This is a genomic window from Pseudomonas sp. GW822-FHT05A08 (assembly GCF_058800485.1).
Map to the genome: position 1 here is coordinate 2,617,254 of NZ_CM179511.1, position 20,289 is coordinate 2,637,542.

The window sequence follows — 20,289 nt, forward strand, 5'->3', positions numbered from 1 at the left end:
GCGACAGCCAAGTTGCCCAGGCATCCTCTGTCGCCATCCGATAGTGCATCCATAACTCCCTCATGGGGGAGCAATTGTGGCCCCGGTATTTACCTCGAGATTACTTCGGGGTGGGGCTTTTTTCTTCTGAAAACAGGGAAAGACTCAAGTCTGTTCCTGTTTTCGGGGGGGCGATAAAGCAGAAAAGGAACAGCATCATGAATCATGTCTATCGTATCGTTTTCAATCGTGGCCTCGGCCTCTGGCAGGTCGTCGGTGAGCACACTCGCAAGCAAGGAAAACGTGGTGGCCGCTCATCTCCGCGCAAGCACCGCCCGGCCGTCCGTACGCCGGTATCGGCTGCTGTCATGGCATTCGCCTCTCTCGGAACGCTCCCGACACTTGCCCTGGCCGCGTCGATCACGGGCAGCGGTGATGTCGCCCCCGCGTTGCCCGCAGGGCCGGTGACGGAATGGAATGTCTATGATGTCCTTCACATCGGCCAGCAGGGCGCCGGCACCCTGACCGTCAGGGACGGAGCAAAGCTGTTCAGCTTTACCAGCAGAATCGGCACAGAGAGCGGAAGCCAGGGCAGCGTGACCATTGCCGGCGCCGGCTCGACATGGACCCATGCGGGCCATCTCATGATCGGCGCGGCAGGTCACGGAACACTGAATGTCGAGGATGGTGGTCAGGTCTCCAATGACTTCGCCAGTATTGGCGACCAGGCGGGGAGCTTCGGCCTTGCCCGGATCACGGGGGGCTCGACCTGGAAAACGTCCGCCTTGTGGGTGGGCCAGCGCGGCCAGGGCGAGCTGATTGTCGATGGAGGCAGCAAGGTCAGCAGCGCCCTTCCAGGCTTCATTGGAGCCGAAGCTGGAAGCGAAGGCATCGCAACGGTGTCCGGACCAGGATCGAGCTGGTCGATGACCGCTTTCGGTAACGATGGAAGGCTTGAGATCGGAGGGGGCGGCACCGGCACGCTGAACATCCTGGATGGTGGCAGCGTCGTCAGTAAGAACGGCGTCATCGGTCTATCAAAGGGCAGCAAGGGGGCCGTCAAGGTGTCGGGACAGGGCTCGAGCTGGTCGATGACCGCTTCCGGTAACGATGGAAGGCTTGAGATCGGAGGGGGCGGCACCGGCACGCTGAACATCCTGGATGGTGGCAGCGTCGTCAGTAAGAACGGCGTCATCGGCGTATCAGAGGGCAGCAAGGGGGCCGTCAAGGTGTCGGGACAGGGCTCGAGCTGGACGAATCTCGACCCGCAGGATGCCAGCAAGCCCGTTTCGCTGCTCATTGGCTCCTCGGGCACCGGGACCCTGCTCATCGAGGACGGCGGTCGGGTATCCAACTACCGCGCTTTCGTTGGCTACAATGCGCAAGGCTCGGGTGCGGTCACCGTGACCGGCCAGGGTTCGCTCTGGAACAACTCTTCCGATCTGTTAGTCGGAGGTCAGGGAAAGGCAAGGCTGGACATCCGCGATGGCGGCACGGTCACCAGTTTCACTGGCGTCCTCGGTTCCGACGTGGGCAGCCGTGGCGATGCTTCTGTGTCAGGGCCGGGATCGACCTGGACCAATCGGATCTCTCTCTACGTCGGCAGTCAGGGTGAAGGTGTCCTGGACATCGAGAACGGGGGCAAGGTGACCAGCGCGGGCGGCGACGTGGCCAGAGAGGCCACCGGCAAAGGGACGGTCAGGGTGTCTGGTCCAGGGTCTGCCTTGGAGAACGAGGGCAGCCTCTTAGTTGGCACCCGTGGCACCGGGACGCTCACGATCGAGAACGAAGGCAAGGTTTCCGTCCATAAGTATGATGCAGCCATCGGTATCGCTAAAGGCGGCACCGGTGCGGTCCACGTCACCACGAATGCAAGTTTGGAGGTTCACGACCAACTGAACGTGGGCGTGGCCGGCAACGGTACGCTGACCGTCGAGCAGGGCGGCCGGGTGTCGAGTGCCAGGACAGACATCGGTCTCCTGGACGGCAGCATCAGTACCGCCACCGTCGCCGGCGCGCATTCCTCGTTGACGACCGACGAGCTGAACATCGGTTTTGTCGGCAAAGGCACGCTCAATCTGGTGGACGGTGGCGTCGTATCGGCCGACGCTGTCTATCTCGGGAGGGATGCGGGTTCCTCCGGCACAATCAACATCGGCTCGGCGGCCGGTGAGGCGGCGACCCAGGCGGGTATTCTGGATACCGGCAAGGTCAAGTTCGGCAAGGGCAGTGCGACGATCAATTTCAATCATACGGATACGAACCATACGTTCGGCGCCGAGCTCGTCACCACGAACGCCGGCTACTCCGAGTTGAATCAGATCGCAGGGGTTACCCGCCTGACTGGCGACAATGCCGAGTACAGAGGCATGACGATGGTATCCAATGGGACGCTGGTCATTGCGGACCGGATAAGAGGATCGGCCCGGGTGACCGGCGGGACCCTGCAGTTCGGCGACGGCAATTCGGGCCGCGAGAGCCAGTTGGGCGATCTCTCGGTCAGCGGTGCGGGCAGCACGCTCGCGATGAAGGGGCCTGCCACCCTCGACCTGGCATATGACCTGGCAATGGCCGATCAGACGGTACTGTCCATTACCGCCGATGCGCAGGAGCCCGCCGTGCAGGCGCAGCACATGACGCTGGGCCAGGATGTCACGTTCAATCTGAACGGCATCAGCGAGGCGAGCCAGCTCGACAAGGTGCTGATAGACACCCGGACCGGCATCGACGGCGACTTCGGCAAGATCACGGTGGGCGGTTTCAATGGCACGGTGGACTACCTCACCGTCAATACGCGCAAGTCGGACGACCAGAAACAATACCTGGCCAGTTACGGCCTGAGCTGGACCGCGGGCAACAACCTGGCCCACGGTACGTTCACCCTCGCCAGCCTGACGGATGCCTTCGATGTCGGTGTCGCGCTGGCCGACCAGGCCGCCAACCCCGCCACCGGCTGGAACGGCAAGGCCCTGACCAAGACAGGGCTCGGCACCCTGGTGCTTTCGGCCGACAACACCTACAGCGGCGGGACCACCATTGCCGATGGCACCTTGCAACTCGGCAATGGCGGGAACACCGGTTCGATCGTTGGCGATGTACTCAACCACGGCGCACTGGCCTTCAATCGCAATGACAGCCTGACGTTCACGGGCGCCATCTCTGGCACGGGCCAGGTGATCCAGATGGGCAGCGGCACCACGCTGCTCTCCGGCGACAACAGCTACAGCGGTGGCACGACGCTGGCGGGTGGCACTTTGCAGGTCGCACGGGACGCGAACCTGGGCGATGCCGCCGGCGGCCTGACGTTCACCGGCGGTACGCTCAAGACGACCGACAGTTTCGACACCGGTCGCAGCATGCTCCTGTCCCGGACCGGGCAGTTCGACGTGGCCGACGCCAGTGTGCTTGGCCTGACCGGCAAGGTCTCGGGCAGCGGCGACCTGCTCAAGCGCGGGGAGGGTACGCTGCGTCTGGACAATGCCGCCAACGCCTATGGCGATACCCTGGTCCAGGCGGGCACCCTGATCGGCAATGCCGCTTCGATTTCCGGAAACATCGGCAATGCCGGCACGCTGGTCTTCGACCAGGCCAGCGACGCAGGCTTCGCTGGCAACATCGCCGGGCTCGACGACAGCAAGGGGCAAATGGTCAAGCAGGGCGCAGGCAACCTGACGCTCGGCGGACATTCGTCGCTCGACTGGTCGATCCGCTCGGGCGGCCTGGCCTCGGCGGCCGAGCGTTTCAGCGGCAACGCGGACATCGCGTCCGGCGCCCACCTCGCATTCGAGCAGAAGAACGATGCCGCCTATGCGGGCACCCTGTCCGGTGCGGGCCTGTTCGTCAAAGGCGGCAGCGGCGCGCTGCTGCTGAAAGAAGACAGCGCGGGCTTCACCGGCCTGACCCGTGTCGAAGACGGCAAGCTGGTGGTGAATGGCAAGCTGGGTGGCTCGATGCAGGTACTGGCGGGCAGCACCCTGGCCGGCTCGGGCACGATCGGCTCCGGTGCCGGTTCGACCGTCACCATCGCCGAATCGGCCAGCCTGTCGCCGGGCAACTCGATCGGCACGCTGAAAGTCGATGGCGACCTGGTCTTCCAGAAGGGCTCGCGCTTCGTCGTCGAGGTCGATCCGGACAGCAAGGACTCCGATCTGGTCCACGTCAGCGGCAATACCGTGCTCGACGGGGGCACGGTTGCCCACATCGGCGCGACAGGCAACTACAAGCTGCGCTCTACTTACACCATCCTGGCCTCGGACAAGGGGCTTGGCGGTACGTTCGACGAGGTGACTTCCGACTTCGCTTTCCTGGACCCCAAGCTGCTCTACAACTATGACCTGGGGACCGTCGACCTCAGCTTCACCCGCAAGGACCGGGCGTTCGCCTCGGTGGCCATGACTCGTAACCAGACCGCGACGGCCAACGCCATCGACTCGATCGGCTTCGATGCCGGACACGCCGTCTACGATGCGATCGCACAGCTTCCTGACGACCATGACCTGATCCGCGGCAGCTTCGATCAACTGTCGGGTGAAATCCATGCGTCGATGAAGTCGGCCCTCATCGAGGAAAGCCATATCGTCCGTGATGCCGCCACCGATCGCCTGCGTGCCGCCTTCGGCGATGTGGCCGCCGCTTCTTCGCCGGTCATTGCCTATGAAGACGGGCAGCAGCAACTGGTCAGCCCGACGACCGAGCGCGCCGCCGCCTGGGCTCAGGGATTTGGCGCCTGGGGCCACACCGACAGCGATGGCAATGCCGCGGCGCTCAAGCGTTCGACCAAAGGCATGCTGGTGGGCGCCGATGCACCGGTCTTCGATACCTGGCGACTCGGTGTGCTCGCCGGTTATAGCCGCACCAGTGCCGATGTGGCGCAACGCTCCTCCTCGGGCAACAGTGACAACTACCACCTGGGCGCCTATGCCGGCACCCGCTGGAACCTGCCGCAAGGCACGCTGGGACTGCGCACCGGTCTGAGCCATACCTGGCATCAGATCGAGACCAGCCGCTCGGTTGCGTTCCCCGGCTTCTCCGACAAACTGAAAGACGACTACCGGGCTGGAACGCTCCAGGCCTTTGGCGATCTGGGCTACCGCATCGACATGCCATCGGTGTCCCTCGAACCCTTCGTCAACCTGGCGCATACCCGCCAGCGCAGCAAAGGTTTCTCCGAGCGAGGAGGGGCCGCGGCGCTCCATGGCAAGGCACAGAGCACCGATACCACGTTCACGACGCTGGGCCTGAGGGCGTCGACGAAACTGGATGTCGCCGGGATCGAAACCACCGCCCGCGGCTCGCTGGGCTGGCGACATGCCCTGGGCGATACCACGCCGCTGTCGACCCATGCCTTCTCGGCCGGCAACGCCTTTACCGTCGCGGGCGCTCCACTGGCCAAGAACGCCGCGCTGGTCGAAGTGGGGGCCGACGTGGCGATCACCCCCTCTACCAGTCTCGGCCTGTCCTATGACGGGCAGTTCACCGGCAGCACGCGTCAGCACGGCCTGAAGGCAAGCCTCAGTATCAGGTTCTGACGATGAGGGGGCCGCCTCTGTCTTGGGGGCCAGACGCATAGGCGCCCGGAAGTGCTTTCTTCTGTGCAGCAGCCGACCCAGGCCCGCCTGGGTCGGCTGCATCGCCTTGCAAGCCCGTTGCAACTCAATCCAGTGCCTGGGCGGCGAACCGCGCCACCTGGGCATCCTCCCCGGACTTGACCCCGGACACCCCGACCGCGCCGATCACCTGGCCGTCGAACACCACCGGCACGCCGCCTTCCAGCGAGGTCAGCAAGGGCGCTGAGAGAAACGCCGTGCGTCCGCCGTTGACCATCTCTTCATAACCCTTGGACTCGCGCCGCCCGAGGGCCGCGGTGCGGGCTTTTTCCATGGCGATGTAGGCGCTGACCGGCGCGCAGCCGTCCAGGCGTTCGAGGGCCAGCGGATGGCCGCCGTCGTCGACGATGGCGATGCTCACCGCCCATTGGTTGCGCTCGGCTTCGTCCCGCGCGGCGATCAGGATGCGCTGGACTTCGCGCTGACCCAGTACGGCTTTGCTGTGCATGGCGTGCTCCTTTCAGGGCGTAGCTGATTGATGGGAAGCATTCAGGGGGGGCAGGGCGGCCTCGACCAGTTCGATCCAGTGCCGCACCGGGGTACGCCCGGCGCCGTCGAGGTGGGTCTGGCAGCCGATATTGGCGGTGGCTATGACTTCGGGCCGGCCGCTTTCCAGGGCATTGAGCTTGTTGTCGCGCAGTTGCCGCGCCAGCTCGGGCTGGGTCAGCGAATAGGTGCCCGCCGAACCGCAGCACAGGTGGCTGTCGGGCACCTCGGTGAGCTCGAAGCCCAGGCGCTTGAGCACGGCCTCCACCGCGCCGCCGAGTTTCTGCGCGTGCTGCAGGCTGCACGGGCAGTGGAAGGCCAGGCGCTGGTCGCTGTGGGCGTGCAACTGTTCCAGCGGTTCGTCGCGCAGCACTTCCACCAGGTCCCTGGCCAGGGCGCTGACCCGCTCGGCGCGGGCGGCATAACGCGGGTCGTGGGCCAGCAGGTGGCCGTAATCCTTGATAAAGGCACCGCAGCCGCTGGCGGTCTGCACCAGAGCTTCGGCGCCGTTTTCCAGGTGCGGCCACCAGGCGTCGATATTGCGCCGGGCCCGCTCCAGGCCAGCCTCCTGGGCGTCCAGGTGGTAATCCACGGCGCCACAGCAGCCGGCCTCGCTCACGGCTTGCACGGCAATGCCCAGGCGGTCGAGGACCCGCGCCGTCGCCGCGTTGGTGTTGGGCGACAGGCTGGCTTGCACGCAGCCTTCCAGCAGCAAGACACGCCGCGTGTGGGCCGTGGCCGGACGCGCCTTGGCCGGCTGGACCTGGCGCGGCAGCTTGCCTTGCACGGTCTCGGGCAGCCACGGACGCAAGGTGGCGCCGGTGCCGAGCAGCGCCTTGAACAGCGCCGGGTTCGGCGCCAGGGCGCGCAGGCCCTGGCGCAGCAGGCGCTGGCCGAGGGGCCGGGGCACGGCGGCATCGACCACGGCGCGGCCGATGTCCAGCAGGTTGTGGTAATCCACCCCGGACGGGCAGGTGGTTTCGCAGTTGCGGCACGACAGGCAGCGGTCCAGGTGCAGCTGGGTCTTGGCCGTGGCCTCGTGGCCTTCCAGCACCTGCTTGATCAGGTAGATGCGCCCTCGTGGCCCGTCCAGCTCGTCGCCCAGCAGTTGGTAGGTGGGGCAGGTGGCGTTGCAGAAACCGCAGTGCACACAGGTGCGCAGGATGCTCTCGGCCTCCGCGGCGCGGGGCAGCTGGCGCGCCTGTTCGCTCAAGGTGGTTTGCATACTTGGGGTCTGCGTTCAGAGCTCGGCGTAGAGCCGGCCGGGGTTGAAGATCCCTTGCGGGTCCAGTTGCGCCTTGAGCTGGCGGTGGTAGCGCAACAGCACCGCCGGCAGCGGCTGGAACGGGCTGTCCACCAGGCCGTGGCTGTAGCAGGTGGCATGGCCGCCGACGCGGCTGGCGAGGTCGCGGATGCGCTCCGCGGGCGCCGCGGATTTCAGCCAGCGCTGGGCGCCGGCCCAATCTATTAACTGCTGGCCGGGCAGTTCCAGAAGTCCCGTGTTATTGGGCAGCGACAGGCGCCACAGCGGCAGGCCTTCGTCGAAGAATGCCAGCCGTTGTTCGTTGAGATTGGCCCAGTAATCGGCGGACAACGGCTCGCCACCCAGGCGGTCGCGGGCCGCGGTCACCGAGCCTTCGCCGCCCTCCAGGCGCAGGTGCAGGCGCCGGCCGTCATGGCTGGCGGCGCTGATGGGCAGTGGTTGCTGGCCCCAGTCGGCGAGCCGGGCCAGGGCCTTGGCGCTGTCCATTTCCAGGCTCAGGCTGAGGCACTGGCGCGGTTTGGGCAGGACCTTGAGCGACACCTCGGTGAGCACTCCCAGGCAACCGTAGCTGCCCACCAGCAAGCGCGAGAGGTCGTAGCCGGCGACGTTTTTCATCACCTCGCCGCCAAAACGCAACAGCTTGCCGGTGCCGGTGATCACCCGGCTGCCGAGGACGAAGTCACGCACCGAGCCGGCCCAGGGCCGCCGCGGGCCGGACAGGCCGGTGGCGACCATGCCGCCGACCGTGGCGCCGTCGCCGAAGGCCGGCGGTTCGCAGGCCAGCATTTGCCCGGCGGCGTCCAGCGTGGCCAGCAGTTCCGCAAGCGGCGTGCCGGCGCGGACCGTCACCACCAGCTCGGTGGGGTCGTAGCTGACGATGCCACGATGGGCGCGGGTGTCGAGCACTTCTCCAGCACCCACCCGCCCGAGAAAGGCCTTGCTGTTGCCGCCCTGGATCAGCAGCGGGGTATTGCCGGCCAGCGCCTGCCCGACCTGTTCCAGCAGTTCGCCGCTGGCGTCGTTATCCGCGTGTGCCGTCATCAGAAACGCTCCAGCTCGGGGAAGGGCAGTTGTCCGGCGTGCACATGCATGGCGCCGAATTCGGCGCAGCGGTGCAGGGTCGGGATGTTCTTGCCGGGGTTGAGCAGGCCGCCGGGGTCGAAGGCCGCCTTGACCGCGTGGAACAGGGTCAGCTCGTCGCTGTTGAACTGGGCGCACATCTGGTTGATTTTCTCCCGGCCGACCCCGTGTTCGCCGGTGATGCTGCCGCCGACTGCCACGCACAGCTCGAGGATCCTGCCGCCCAGGGCTTCGGCGCGGTCCAGTTCGCCGGGCTGGTTGGCGTCGAACAGGATCAACGGGTGCATATTGCCGTCGCCGGCATGGAACACATTGGCCACCCGCAGCTGGTACTCGGCGGCCAGCGCGGCGATGGCCTTGAGCACATCCGGCAGTGCGCGGCGCGGAATAGTGCCGTCCATGCAGTAATAGTCCGGCGACAGCCGGCCCACCGCCGGGAAAGCGTTCTTGCGCCCGGCCCAGAAACGCACCCGCTCGGCTTCGTCGCGGGCCTGGCGGACCTCGGTGGCGCCGGCCCGTTCGAGCACCGCGCGGACCCGGTCGCAATCGTCGTGAACATCGGCTTCGACACCGTCCAGCTCGCACAGCAGGATGGCCTCGGCGTCCACCGGGTAACCGGCGTGAATGAAGTCCTCGGCGGCGCGGAGCGCCAGGTTGTCCATCATTTCCAGGCCGCCGGGGATGATGCCGGCGGCGATGATATCGGCCACCGCGCGGCCGGCTTTTTCCACCGAGTCGAAGGCCGCCAGCAGCACCTTGGCCAGTTGCGGCTTGGGCAGCAGCTTGACCGTGACTTCGGTGATGATCCCGAGCAGGCCTTCGGAGCCGGTGAACAGCGCCAGCAGGTCGAAACCCGGCGCGTCCAGGGCGTCGCTGCCCAGGGTCAGGCGTTCGCCTTCGACGCTGAGGATCTCCACCTTGAGCAGGTTGTGCACGGTCAGGCCGTATTTCAGGCAGTGCACGCCGCCGGCGTTTTCCGCGACGTTGCCGCCGATCGAACAGGCGATCTGCGAGGACGGGTCGGGGGCGTAGTACAGGCCGAACGGCGCGGCGGCCTGGGAGATCGCCAGGTTGCGCACCCCGGGCTGGACCCGCGCGGTGCGGGCGGCGGGGTCGATATGCAGGATCTGGTTGAAGCGCGCCATCACCAGCAGTACGCCTTGTTCCAGGGGCAGGGCGCCGCCGGAGAGGCCGGTGCCGGCACCGCGGGCGACCACTGGCACGCGCCGCTCATGGCAGATCCGCAGCAGTTCCTGCACCTGCTCGATATGCCGCGGCAGGGCCACCAGCATAGGCGTAGTGCGGTAGGCCGAGAGGCCGTCGCATTCGTAGGGTTTGAGGTCTTCGCTCTGGTGCAGGAGGTCCAGGTCGGGCAGGCGTTGGCGCAGTACCTGGAGCAGTGCTGTTTTGTCGACGGGGGGCAGCGCGCCGTCGACGCGTTCGTCGTAGAGGATATTCATGGGTGGCTAACGACCCTGAGTTGTTTTTATGGGCGCTCGGTTGGTCAGGGTCTGTTCCCGTTTGGCCCGACAACACGGCTCGTCACCAAACGGGAACAGACCCTGGGCCGCTCAGTTGCATCATTGGCCCGGCTGGCCTTACTGTCCACGGGGCCGGGCGCTGGTCGAACCAGTTTGTTTCGCCAGCGATGCCGGGTTTTTTATAAAAACTGAAGCATTTCAGCGAGATGGCTTGGCGATCCGTTTGATCGGGTTTTTTCTTCGTGGCTGGTCATACCAGTGGAGGGCGCATGCACAGCAAGGATTCGACTCGGTATCAGGTGGCGGATGTGGTCTGTGAGCGCATCGAGCGCCTGATCGTCGACGGCGTACTGAAGACCGGCCAACTGCTGCCCTCGGAGCGGCGCCTGACGGAAAAACTCGGGGTGTCGCGCACGGCGTTGCGTGAGGGCCTGAAGCTGCTGCGGGCGCGGGGCATCATCGAAACCGAACAGGGCAAGGGCTCGTTTGTCGCCCAACTGTCGGGGCAGGGTACGACCTCGGCGCTGATGCACCTGTTCAGTTCCCAGCCGCGCACCCTCTACGACCTGTTCGAAGTGCGCAGCCTGCTGGAAGGCGAGTCGGCGCGGCTGGCAGCGTTGCGCGGCACCGAGGCCGATTTCGTGCTGATCGGCCGTGCTTACCAGGCGCTGCTGGACGCCCACGACCAGGCCCTTGATGCCTCGGCCCACGCGCGCCTGGATCACGCTTTCCACCTGGCGATCTGCGAGGCTTCGCACAACCCGGTGCTGGTGCAGACCCTGCGTTCGTTGACCGACCTGCTGCTCAATTCGGTGTTCGCCTCGGTCAACAACCTCTACCACCGCCAGGCGCAGAAGCGCCAGATCGACCGCCAGCACGCGCGGCTCCACAACGCCGTCACCGGCCGCCTGCCGGAACAGGCGCGCAAGGCCGCCATCGCGCATATCCAGGGCCTCTGCGACAACCTGCGGGAGATCGAAAACGAAGAGCAGCGCCTGGTGCGCGCGACCTTGCGCCTGGAAGGCTGGAACTGAAGCCGCCGCGACCAGGGGCCAATGGCGGCGGCGGGCAGTTACTACACTGCTAGAGACGCGGCAACATCCGCGTCGTCGACGACCACCACAAAGGAGTCACCTTATGTCCAACGAGACTTGTGCCTGTCCGGGCTGCACCTGCAAGGTCGGCGCCCATGCCATCGTGCGTCACGGCAAGCACTACTGCTGCCAGGCCTGCGCCAGCCACCACGCCAACGGCGAACCCTGCGCCTCCACCGAAGGCTGCGATTGCGCCAAGGGCGCGCATCACTGACGTGCTGCAACAGTGGCGGGGCGAAAAAACAGTGGAGCCTGTCGTGGCTCCACTTTCAATTGCGCAGGTGCAGGTACCGGTTTCGCTGGCCAGGCGGCTGGCCGGTGGCTTTGGCAGCGCACGCCGCACAAGGTATCGACCTCGCCTGGCTCAGGTCGACGGTCGCCAGGTGACGTTCTCGATACCGAACTTTTCCGCCAGGGGCTTGCTGGTCTTTTTCACCCGTTCCAGGCCAAAGCGGCCGATGCGGCCGACACCGGCGTCGCAGCTTGCCCAGTGCCACGCCTCGGCGTTGTCCATCTTCTCCGAGCGGATGATGAAGGACTTGGGGGTGCCGTGCAGGGTGTATTCGATGACGAAAAGTTTTGCGTTGTTCATAAAGCTATCAATCCTCCCTGTGATGGTTTAGTGACCCGCGCGGGCAGGGAAAAATTCACTCGGATTGTCGAGCAAGGGTATCAGCGGTCGGGCAGTGGTCGGGCAAGCATCCGAACGGCTTATTGCCTGTCGCTGCGGCGCCCGTTCGGATGTTTTCTCGCGGTTTTCCAGGTGGATCGGCGGGGTTACCATGGGCTCCCCTTGCTTGACGACGATGCCCGGCCATGGCCCTTGCCGCACCTCCCGACCTCAGCGACACCGACGTACCGGTGCAACCCCTGGCGCGCACCTATCCGCGTGGCCTGTTCATCGAGCCCCACGAACACGCCTGGGGGCAGCTGCTGTACGCCATGAGCGGGGTGATGTGGGTCGAGACGCCGAACGAGGCGCTGGTGGTGCCGCCGCAACGGGCGGTGTGGCTGCCGCCGGGCGTGCCCCACGGGATCCGCGTGGTCACCGACCTGCAGATGCGCAATATCTATCTGCGCCCGTGCCTGGCGGCGACCCTCGACAGCCAGGTACAGGTGTTGCAGGTGGACAACCTGCTGCGCGAGCTGATCGTGCGCCTGGTGGAGCATGACGGCGCGCCGCAGCCGGAGTACTACGACGCGCTGGTGGGCCTGGCCCTGCTGGAGCTCAAGCGCGCCCGGCGCTCGCAGCTGAAGATCGTCCTGCCGGACAGTTCCGACCGGCGCCTGATCAGCCTCTGCCAGGCGGTGATGGCCGCGCCTTCCCTGGACATTCCCTTCGAACGCCACGCCGAGGCGGCGGGCGCCAGCGTGCGCACCCTGGCGCGGCTGTTCAAGGACAGTTTGGGCATGGGCTTCGCCGAGTGGCGCCGCCAGGTGCAACTGGCCACGGCCGCCGCCGAGCTGATCCAGGGCGTGCCGGTCGGCACCATCGCTCGTGAGCTGGGGTATTCCCCCGGCAGCTTCAGCGACATGTTCCGCCGCGAGCTGGGGCTGGCCCCGTCGCAATACGCGGCCGGGGAAGCCCGCGCCTGAGTGCCTGTCATTCCTGTAGCCGCTGCCGAGCTCTGCGAGGCTGTGATCGGGCCACCGCGTTTATCCAGACCCACTGCATTCTCAGGCTTTGCGCCTGCTGCGCAGTCGATCGCAGCCTCGCGCGGCTCGGCAGCGGCTACGGGGGCTTGGCGGACAGGCATCCATTGTGTGTGGGCGCTGCAATCCCGTAGGAGCGAAGCTTGCTCGCGATGAACGATAACGCGGTATGCCAGACATTCCACGTCGGGGCCATCGCAGCCAGGCTTCGCTCTTACTCGTTCATACCCACAGATTGGCCGAAATCCTGAAGTGCTTGGCCGGTTGCCCGGTTCGGCGTTCCCTAGACTCCCGGCATGCCCAATCACCGCCGCCGAGGCGCGGCGCACTGCCTGGAGTTCGTCATGCATTACCTCATCTCCCTGGCCATCGGTCTCGGCGTCGGCCTGCTTTATGGCGCGCTGAATTTTCGTTCGCCGGCGCCGCCGGCCATCGCCCTGGTCGGGCTGCTCGGCATGCTCGCCGGCGAACAGCTGTGGCCCATGGGCCGGCAGCTGGTGAGCAACTGGTTGTCCTGAGGCCTTTCGATTCTTTTATATATTCCTGTTCATGGAGGTGCTTATGCACGCCCTGCAATTTTCCAAGACCGGCGATCTCTCGTCGCTGCACTACGTCGAGGTGCCGACCCCGGTGCCGGCCGCCGATCAGGTACTGGTGCGGATCAAGGCCGCCGGCCTCAACCCCAGCGACGTGAAAAACGTGCTCGGACGTTTTCCCTACACCACCTTGCCGCGCATTCCCGGGCGGGACTTTGCCGGGGTGGTGGTGGAGGGGCCGCAGGAGTGGGTGGGGCAGGAGGTCTGGGGCACCGGCAAGGAGCTGGGGTTCTATGCGGACGGCTCCCATGCCCAGTACGTGGCGCTGTCGGCCAAGGGCGTGGCGCACAAGCCGGCGCAGCTGAGCTTCGCCCAGGCCGCCAGCCTGGGCGTGCCTTACACCACTGCCTGGGATGCCTTGGAACGCAGCGGGGTAAGCGCCGGCACCACTTTGTTGGTGATTGGCGGCGGGGCGGTGGGCAGCGCCGCCCTGGCCCTGGCGAAGATCCGCGGAGCCCGGCTGCTGGCCGCCGCGCGGCGCCCGGAGCAGGTCAAGGCCTTGCAGGCGCAGGGGTTCCAGGCCCTGCGGCTGGACCAGCCGGAAGACCTCGGGGCCCAGGTCAACGCCGTGTTCGCCGGCGGCGCCGAGGTGATCTTCGACACCACCGGTTTCTGGCTGCCGGCCTCGGTCGCGGCCCTGGCGCCGTTCGGCCGGATCGCCATCATCGCCGCGCCGGTGGACGGCCATGTGCAACTGCCGGCCCTGGGCCTGTATCGCAAGGGCGGTTCGGTGGTCGGGATCAACTCGCTGCTGTACGGCGTGCAGGCCTGCGCGGCCATGCTCGAGCAATTCGGCCGGTTCTTCGATGAGGGGTTGTTGCCATTGCCGCAGGGGCTGTTCGAAGCGCCGTTGGAGCAGGGCGTCGAGCGTTATCACGAGGTGAATCGGGGCAGTGGCGAGAAGGTGATTCTGTTGCCGTAAGGGCGGCCGGCCTGCATGAGTCGGCAGGCGGGCATGGCGTTGTGTAGCCGCTGCCGAAGGCTGCGATAGCTCCGCAGGAGCTCGGCGAACTCAAGATCGCCACGCCCCTTCGGGTCGATCGCAGCCTGCGGCAGCGGCTACAGGCAGGGGGCTGGGTTTACGCCTCCGGCACGCCTTTCTCCCACGCCGACCAGTTCTTCAGGATGTCCTGCACCAGCGGATTACCGGTGCGATAGAGGTTTTCCAGGGCCGGGACGAAACCGCCCTGGTCGGCGTACTTGAGCAGGTTGTCGACCTCGCTGCCGCCCGGCTCGGGGCGGTCGAAGTCGGAGCCGGCGCGGACCACCGCCAGCCGCTGCACGTCCACCCGGCCTTCGCGGCTGGCGCGCAGCAGGGCCTCGTAGGTCGAGTTGTCTTCCTGCTGGGTGGTGCAGTACTCGCCCTTGTTGTCGGTCAGTAGGCGGGTCCAGACCTCGGCCCGTTCGCTCAGGCGCGTGCCGGAGAACCAGGTGTTGCCCGCCAGGGTGTCGCACTGGGTCACCACCGGCGGCTGGTTGGCCGGGGCCGCCGGGTACTTGAGGCGCCAGGCCGCCGATTCCTTGCTTTCGCTCAGGCTCACTCGGCGGGACAGGGCGAAGGCCTTGGCCTGGAGTTTCGGGTTGAGCTCGAAGACCTCGGTCTTGTAGTCCAGCGGAGGTTTCTCGTTCGGCCCCTTGGTGTTGATACCCAGGTAGCCGGTCGGCCAGTCCTTGGGCGCGTCCCGCGAATCCAGTTCCCACTGGGTACCGAACTCCACCAGGTAATGGGCCCAGGCAGCAGTGCCTATGGTGCCGTGTTTGGGGCTGATGCCGGCGATCCCGGCGACCAGGAAATAGCTTTTGCGCAGGTCGAATTTCGGCGACAGCGCCAGTGCCAGGGTCGAGGCCGCGGCATTGGTCTGGCCCATGCCGGTGACCAGCAGGCACACGTCCTTGCTATTGCAACGTATCGCCGGGTACTCCGCCGACAGCCCCGGTACGCGCACTTCCTGTTTCAGCTCCAGGCGCTCGATCCAGTGCTGGGCCTCGGGGGCGAACATGGTGATCAGCATCACCTTGGGTTTGATCGGCGTGGCCTGGGCCTCGGCGGCCCAGGCGGTCGAAGCGAGCAGGGCGCCGCAGGCCAGGCCCACGGAAAGGGAAAGACGGGTCATCGCGTGCATGAAAGCCTCCATTGCTTGAGTGATCAGAACTGGTAACCGATGCCGGCGTAGTAACCCCAGCCATTGGACCGGGCGCGGAAATCGCCATCGCCGAAATTCAGCTCGCTGCCGTCCTGCCAGTTACCACCGTTGTGGAAGTAACGGCCGACCAGAGTGAACCGCAGGTGGGTGAAGGAGTACAGCAGCACATTGGTGGCTACCGTGGCGTTGGCCGTGCGGGCCGGGTTGTCTTTGTGCAGGTCCGAGCCGAAATCGAAGTTGGTGAAACCGATGTAGGTCAGCGACGCGCCGTTACTGAATTTGTCGATGGGCACGATGTACTTGAGCTGGGCCCGGTAGCCGTCCCACGAGTACTCATTGCTGGCGCCGTAGTTTTCCCACTGGTAGCGCCCGTAGAAGTTGGCCGACAGGTTGACCCGCGAATGGGTGTCGATGTCGGTGCCCAGGCCGCTGTACAGGGTATTGGCGCGGTTGGCGCTGTTGCTGCCGTGGTCGTAGATCCAGTCGAAGGCCACGTACCACTCCTTGAACGGGCCGATGGCCAGGCTGCGCCCGGCCAGGTAGTCGATGGAGATCCGCGGCTCGTGCTCCATGAACACCGGCGAGCCGTGGTCCCAGGCGCCTTTGTCATGGCTGTTGCCGATGCCGAGGATCTTCGGCACGTCGATGTAGCCATACAGCTCGAACGGCCCCTTGCGGCCGAAGTACTCGTATTCCAGGTAGATATCGTCGGCCGGCTGCGGGCCGAAACTGATGTCCTTGCTGCCGATCAGCGTCAGGTCCTGGTTGTACCAGTCCGACAGGTAGGGGCCTGGTTTCGCCGGCGCGGCGGCGGGGCTCAGGCTCTCGCCCTGGGCTGAGTCGTCGAGGGTTTTTTCCTCGGCCTGGGCGGTAGCGCTGAGTAGTCCTGTAACGGCGCTTAGTAGCAAGGAAACAACCAAGGTGTGGCGGGACGCGGAGGGGGTGAAAGGTACGTGCATTGAAAATCCCTGTTCGTGCGGTTCTGAAGCCCGAGTGGCCCGGCCTGGCCGAACTGGCGGCGAAAGCTCTCGAAGGCTGACCTCGCAAACGTTTGCATATGCTGTACCAACTTGAAGTATCTGATTGAAATAAAGGTGAAACCTACCCATAAGCTGTCTTTTCGGTCAGGGCGTTGCACAGCGCCTGGGCGTTGTGCGCGAAGAAAGGGCGAAGGCGCTGGCGCCTTGCACAGGGCTGATGCGCCCTCGTTCAATCATCGAGGTGATGGCAATCAACGACCTTCGCGGCCTCGGGTCGAGTATTCGCTGACTATCTGGCTGCGTTCGTTCGATGCTGGTTCTGCAGTGCAGGGAAAGGGTGCTTGACGTTCTGCTCGGGTCGCTCTGCTAGAATCGCCGCTCCACGACTTCCAGAGGTGCCCCATGAGCGAGCCGATTCGCCTGACCCAGTACAGCCACGGCGCGGGTTGCGGTTGCAAGATTTCTCCCCAGGTCCTGGAGGTGATTCTGGCCGGCAGCGGCGCGCAGAACCTCGACCCGAAACTCTGGGTCGGCAACGCCTCGCGCGACGACGCGGCGGTGTACGCCATCGACGAAGAGCGCGGCGTGGTCTCGACCACCGATTTCTTCATGCCGATCGTCGACGACCCGTTCGACTTCGGGCGCATCGCCGCGACCAACGCCATCAGCGACATCTACGCCATGGGCGGCGATCCGTTGATGGCCATCGCCATCCTCGGCTGGCCGGTGAACGTGCTGGCGCCGGAAGTCGCCCGCGAGGTGATTCGCGGCGGGCGCGCGGTGTGCGACGCGGCTGGCATTCCCCTGGCCGGCGGCCATTCGATCGACGCCCCGGAACCGATCTTCGGCCTGGCCGTCACCGGCCTGGTGGAAAAGCGCCACATGAAGCGCAACGACACCGCCACCGCCGGTTGTCTGCTGTACCTGACCAAACCCCTGGGCATCGGCGTGCTGACCACCGCCGAGAAGAAGGGCAAGTTGCGCAGCGCCGACGTTGGCCTGGCCCGTGACTGGATGTGCACCCTGAACAAGCCCGGCAGCCGCTTCGGCAAGCTCGACGGCGTGACCGCGATGACCGACGTCACCGGTTTCGGCCTGCTCGGGCACCTGGTGGAAATGGCCGACGGCAGCAACCTGACCGCGCGTATCCACTACGATCGCGTGCCGCGTCTGCCCGGGGTCGAGTACTACCTGGACCAGGGCTGTGTGCCGGGCGGCACCCAGCGCAATTTCGACAGCTACGCCGACAAGCTCGGGCGTATCCAGGCCCTGCACAAACTGGTGCTGTGCGACCCGCAGACCAGCGGCGGGCTGCTGATCGCCGTCACTCCCGAGGGCAATGCGGCCTTCCTCGCGCTGGCCGCCGAGCTCGGCCTGGAGCTGGCGCCGATCGGTGAGCTGGTGGAGCGACAGAGCAACGCGGTCGAGGTGATCTGATGCCCATCGATATCACCGACTACCGCGAAATCTTCCTCAACGACCGGCCGATGATGGACACCCGCGCGCCGATCGAATTCACCAAGGGCGCCTTTCCCGGCGTGGTCAACCTGCCGCTGATGACCGACCACGAACGCCAGCGGGTCGGCACCTGCTACAAGCAGCAGGGCCAGCAGGCGGCGATCGTCCTCGGCCATCAATTGGTGTCCGGGGCGATCAAGGCCGAGCGCATCCAGGCCTGGGCCGACTTCGCCCGGGCCCACCCCGATGGCTACCTGTATTGCTTCCGCGGCGGCCTGCGTTCGCAGATCGTCCAGCAGTGGCTCAAGGACGAGGCCGGCATCGACTACCCGCGGGTCGGCGGTGGCTACAAGGCCATGCGTACCTTCCTGCTCGACACCCTCGAGGGCGCTGTGGCCGAGTGTGATTTTGTCCTGCTCGGCGGCATGACCGGCATCGGCAAGACCGAGGTGCTCCATCAGTTGGCCAACGGCCTGGACCTGGAAGGCCACGCCAACCACCGCGGCTCCAGTTTCGGCAAGCGCGCCAGCGGCCAGCCGTCGAACATCGACTTCGAGAACCGCCTGGCGGTGGACATCCTGAAAAAGCGCGACCGCGGCATCGGCGGGTTCGTGCTGGAAGACGAGAACCGCATGATCGGCAGTTGCGCCTTGCCGTTGCCGCTGTACCAGGGCATGCAGCGGTTTCCCATGGTCTGGCTGGAGGATGGCCTGGAGGGGCGGATCGAGCGGATCCTGCGCGACTACGTGATCGACCTGTGCGCGGAGTTCGTCGCGGTGCATGGCGAGGACGGCTTCGCGCGGTTTTCCCAGCGCCTGCTGGAAAGCCTGAACAATATCCGCAAACGCCTGGGTGGCGAGCGTCACCAGCGCCTGTACCAGCTGCTGGAGGCCGCCCTGGCCGAGCAGGCCCGCAGCGGCAGCGTGGACCTGCACCGGGCCTGGATCGAAGGGTTGCTCAAGGAATATTACGACCCGATGTATGCCTTCCAGCGCGAAAGCAAAGGCGCGCGGATCGAGTTCGTCGGCGAGCAGGCGGCGGTGCTGGAGTATTTGCGCGAACGGGCTCGTCAGCGCGGTTGAGTCGGTAGAAGGGCGGGGCCTTTGGCCCCATCGCGGGCAAGCCTCGCTCCTACAGGGTTCCGCGCCGTCCATGTAGGAGCGAGCTCGCTCGCGATGACGTCCGTAAGAACGCCATCAAATCATGCTTACAACTGTAGGAGCGAGGCTTGCCCGCGATGGCGTCGGGGCGGACGCCATCGAACTTCTGGTTACAACAGCGCCGCGCCAATCAACCCGCACACCACGCCAATCAGCATGGTCAGCCCGGCCACGGTCACCAGCACCCGCGCGTCGAAATCCTTGCGCAGCATCAGCAGCGACGGCAGGCTGATGCTCGGCAGGGTCATCAGCAAGGCCACCGCCGGGCCGGTGCCCATGCCCAACGCCATCATGGTCTGCACGATGGGGATTTCCGCGGCGGTGGGAATCACGAACAGCGTGCCGACAATCGCCATCGGCACCAGCCACAGCAGGCTGTCGCCGATCGCGCCCTCGACATGGGGGAACAGCCAGACCCGCGCCGCGCCCAGCACCAGCACCGCCAGCACATAGATCGGAATGGTGCTCCAGAACAGTTGCCACAGGCTGCGCGCCCAGCGGCTGAAGAACGCACCGTCATTGCCCGTGCTGGCCTCGACCACGGCCTCCACCGCCGCTTCCGGCAGTTGCTCGGGACGGGCGATGCGCTGGGCCACCAGCGACACCCCCAGCACCAGCACGATGCCCGCCACCAGGCGCAGGGCGGTGAAACCCCAGCCGAGGACAAAACCCATGAACACCAGGGTCGCCGGGTTGAGCACCGGGTTGGCGATCCAGAAGGCCAGCGCCGCGCCCACCGAGACATTCTGCCGACGCATGCTCGCCGCCACGGGCGCGGCGCAGCAGGAACACATCATGCCCGGCAGGGCGAACAGGCCGCCGCGCAGGGTCGAGCCGAAACCGGCGCGGCCGAACAGGCGCAGCAGCCAGTCCCGCGGGATCAGCACTTGCAGCAGCGAGCCGAGGATCACCGCCAGCACCGCGGCTTTCCAGATCGCCAGGAAATACACCTGGGCGTAGGCCAGGGCGGCGCTCAATGGCGAGGCGGGTTGGTCGTTGATGATCGAGGCGCCGATGCTGTGGCTGTCGGCGGCGACAAAGGCCTTGGCGTAGTAGGGCGACCACTTGACGAAGTAGAGGCCGACGCACGCCACCAGGACGAACAGGGCGGGTTTCCACCAGAACGACCAGCCCCGGACGGGGCTGGCAGGGGCAAGGCTGGGCATCGAGGTTATTCCGGACAAAGACAATAAGCCGGCAATCTTAGCGCAAAGGCTTGCTCAGCACCGAATGTAGCCGCTGCCGCAGGCTGCGATCGAGCGGCACGCTCGTGGGGGGGCGGGCGCTGGAAACCCTGCGGGTCTGTCG

16 protein-coding genes are annotated in these 20,289 nt (G+C 65.9%); 8 read left to right on the forward strand and 8 right to left on the reverse strand.

Annotated features, from left to right (window positions below; translation table 11 throughout):
- The first annotated feature begins 197 nt into the window (after positions 1–197).
- A complete protein-coding gene (locus AC3RCP_RS11765) occupies positions 198–5,507 on the forward strand; it encodes an autotransporter domain-containing protein (RefSeq protein WP_492621370.1) in 5,310 nt (1,769 codons plus the stop codon).
- A gap of 124 nt (positions 5,508–5,631) precedes the next feature.
- Here the strand turns inward: AC3RCP_RS11765 and AC3RCP_RS11770 are convergent, their stop codons facing one another.
- The 4 genes from AC3RCP_RS11770 to glcD are packed head-to-tail and all read right to left on the reverse strand — an operon-like array spanning position 5,632 to position 9,875.
- Complete coding sequence (locus tag AC3RCP_RS11770; protein WP_274301037.1) at positions 5,632–6,033, reverse strand: heme-binding protein; 402 nt, start codon at positions 6,031–6,033, stop codon at positions 5,632–5,634.
- A gap of 12 nt (positions 6,034–6,045) precedes the next feature.
- Entirely contained in the window at positions 6,046–7,296 is a 1,251-nt protein-coding gene (gene glcF, locus AC3RCP_RS11775) for a glycolate oxidase subunit GlcF (RefSeq protein WP_492571511.1), read from the reverse strand.
- 15 nt (positions 7,297–7,311) lie between these two features.
- Positions 7,312–8,376, reverse strand: coding sequence for a glycolate oxidase subunit GlcE (glcE, locus tag AC3RCP_RS11780; protein WP_492571512.1), 1,065 nt, complete (start codon positions 8,374–8,376; stop codon positions 7,312–7,314).
- Positions 8,376–9,875 carry a glycolate oxidase subunit GlcD gene (gene glcD, locus AC3RCP_RS11785; RefSeq protein ID WP_492571513.1) on the reverse strand — a complete coding sequence of 500 codons (1,500 nt, stop codon included), beginning with the start codon at positions 9,873–9,875 and terminating at the stop codon, positions 8,376–8,378. The genes glcE and glcD overlap by 1 nt, the downstream gene beginning before the upstream one ends.
- 290 nt (positions 9,876–10,165) lie before the next feature.
- Between glcD and glcC the strand changes: the two genes are divergently transcribed.
- On the forward strand, positions 10,166–10,930 hold the full coding sequence (gene glcC / locus AC3RCP_RS11790) for a transcriptional regulator GlcC (RefSeq protein WP_492571514.1): 765 nt from the start codon (positions 10,166–10,168) through the stop codon (positions 10,928–10,930).
- Positions 10,931–11,033: 103 nt separating this feature from the next.
- The gene (locus AC3RCP_RS11795; protein WP_007930741.1) at positions 11,034–11,204 is read left to right on the forward strand and encodes a metallothionein; all 171 of its coding nucleotides are present in this window, start codon (positions 11,034–11,036) and stop codon (positions 11,202–11,204) included.
- 150 nt (positions 11,205–11,354) lie between these two features.
- Here the strand turns inward: AC3RCP_RS11795 and AC3RCP_RS11800 are convergent, their stop codons facing one another.
- Positions 11,355–11,582, reverse strand: coding sequence for a DUF6555 family protein (locus AC3RCP_RS11800; protein ID WP_007930743.1), 228 nt, complete (start codon positions 11,580–11,582; stop codon positions 11,355–11,357).
- 224 nt (positions 11,583–11,806) lie between these two features.
- Between AC3RCP_RS11800 and AC3RCP_RS11805 the strand changes: the two genes are divergently transcribed.
- From AC3RCP_RS11805 to AC3RCP_RS11815, 3 genes are all read left to right on the forward strand, one after another.
- Positions 11,807–12,586, forward strand: coding sequence for an AraC family transcriptional regulator (locus tag AC3RCP_RS11805; protein ID WP_087088335.1), 780 nt, complete (start codon positions 11,807–11,809; stop codon positions 12,584–12,586).
- Positions 12,587–12,987: 401 nt separating this feature from the next.
- Positions 12,988–13,161 carry a DUF1427 family protein gene (locus tag AC3RCP_RS11810; RefSeq protein WP_007930748.1) on the forward strand — a complete coding sequence of 58 codons (174 nt, stop codon included), beginning with the start codon at positions 12,988–12,990 and terminating at the stop codon, positions 13,159–13,161.
- Between the two features lie 43 nt (positions 13,162–13,204).
- Positions 13,205–14,161 (forward strand): quinone oxidoreductase family protein, encoded by a 957-nt coding sequence (locus AC3RCP_RS11815; RefSeq protein ID WP_492571515.1) that lies wholly within the window; start codon positions 13,205–13,207, stop codon positions 14,159–14,161.
- A gap of 157 nt (positions 14,162–14,318) precedes the next feature.
- On the opposite strand, the gene AC3RCP_RS11820 is transcribed toward AC3RCP_RS11815, so the two are convergent.
- Together AC3RCP_RS11820 and AC3RCP_RS11825 are read right to left on the reverse strand one after the other, a co-directional pair.
- The gene (locus tag AC3RCP_RS11820) at positions 14,319–15,362 is read right to left on the reverse strand and encodes a purine-nucleoside phosphorylase (RefSeq protein WP_492571516.1); all 1,044 of its coding nucleotides are present in this window, start codon (positions 15,360–15,362) and stop codon (positions 14,319–14,321) included.
- Positions 15,363–15,385: 23 nt separating this feature from the next.
- On the reverse strand, positions 15,386–16,342 hold the full coding sequence (locus AC3RCP_RS11825; RefSeq protein WP_492571517.1) for a nucleoside-specific channel-forming protein Tsx: 957 nt from the start codon (positions 16,340–16,342) through the stop codon (positions 15,386–15,388).
- Between the two features lie 423 nt (positions 16,343–16,765).
- On the opposite strand from AC3RCP_RS11825, the gene selD reads away from it, so the two are divergent.
- Together selD and mnmH are read left to right on the forward strand one after the other, a co-directional pair.
- The gene (gene selD / locus AC3RCP_RS11830; RefSeq protein WP_025804065.1) at positions 16,766–17,800 is read left to right on the forward strand and encodes a selenide, water dikinase SelD; all 1,035 of its coding nucleotides are present in this window, start codon (positions 16,766–16,768) and stop codon (positions 17,798–17,800) included.
- The gene (gene mnmH / locus AC3RCP_RS11835; protein ID WP_492571518.1) at positions 17,800–18,903 is read left to right on the forward strand and encodes a tRNA 2-selenouridine(34) synthase MnmH; all 1,104 of its coding nucleotides are present in this window, start codon (positions 17,800–17,802) and stop codon (positions 18,901–18,903) included. Before selD ends, mnmH begins: the two co-directional genes overlap by 1 nt.
- A gap of 188 nt (positions 18,904–19,091) precedes the next feature.
- Here the strand turns inward: mnmH and AC3RCP_RS11840 are convergent, their stop codons facing one another.
- Positions 19,092–20,147, reverse strand: coding sequence for a permease (locus AC3RCP_RS11840; RefSeq protein WP_492571519.1), 1,056 nt, complete (start codon positions 20,145–20,147; stop codon positions 19,092–19,094).
- Positions 20,148–20,289 lie beyond the last annotated feature (142 nt).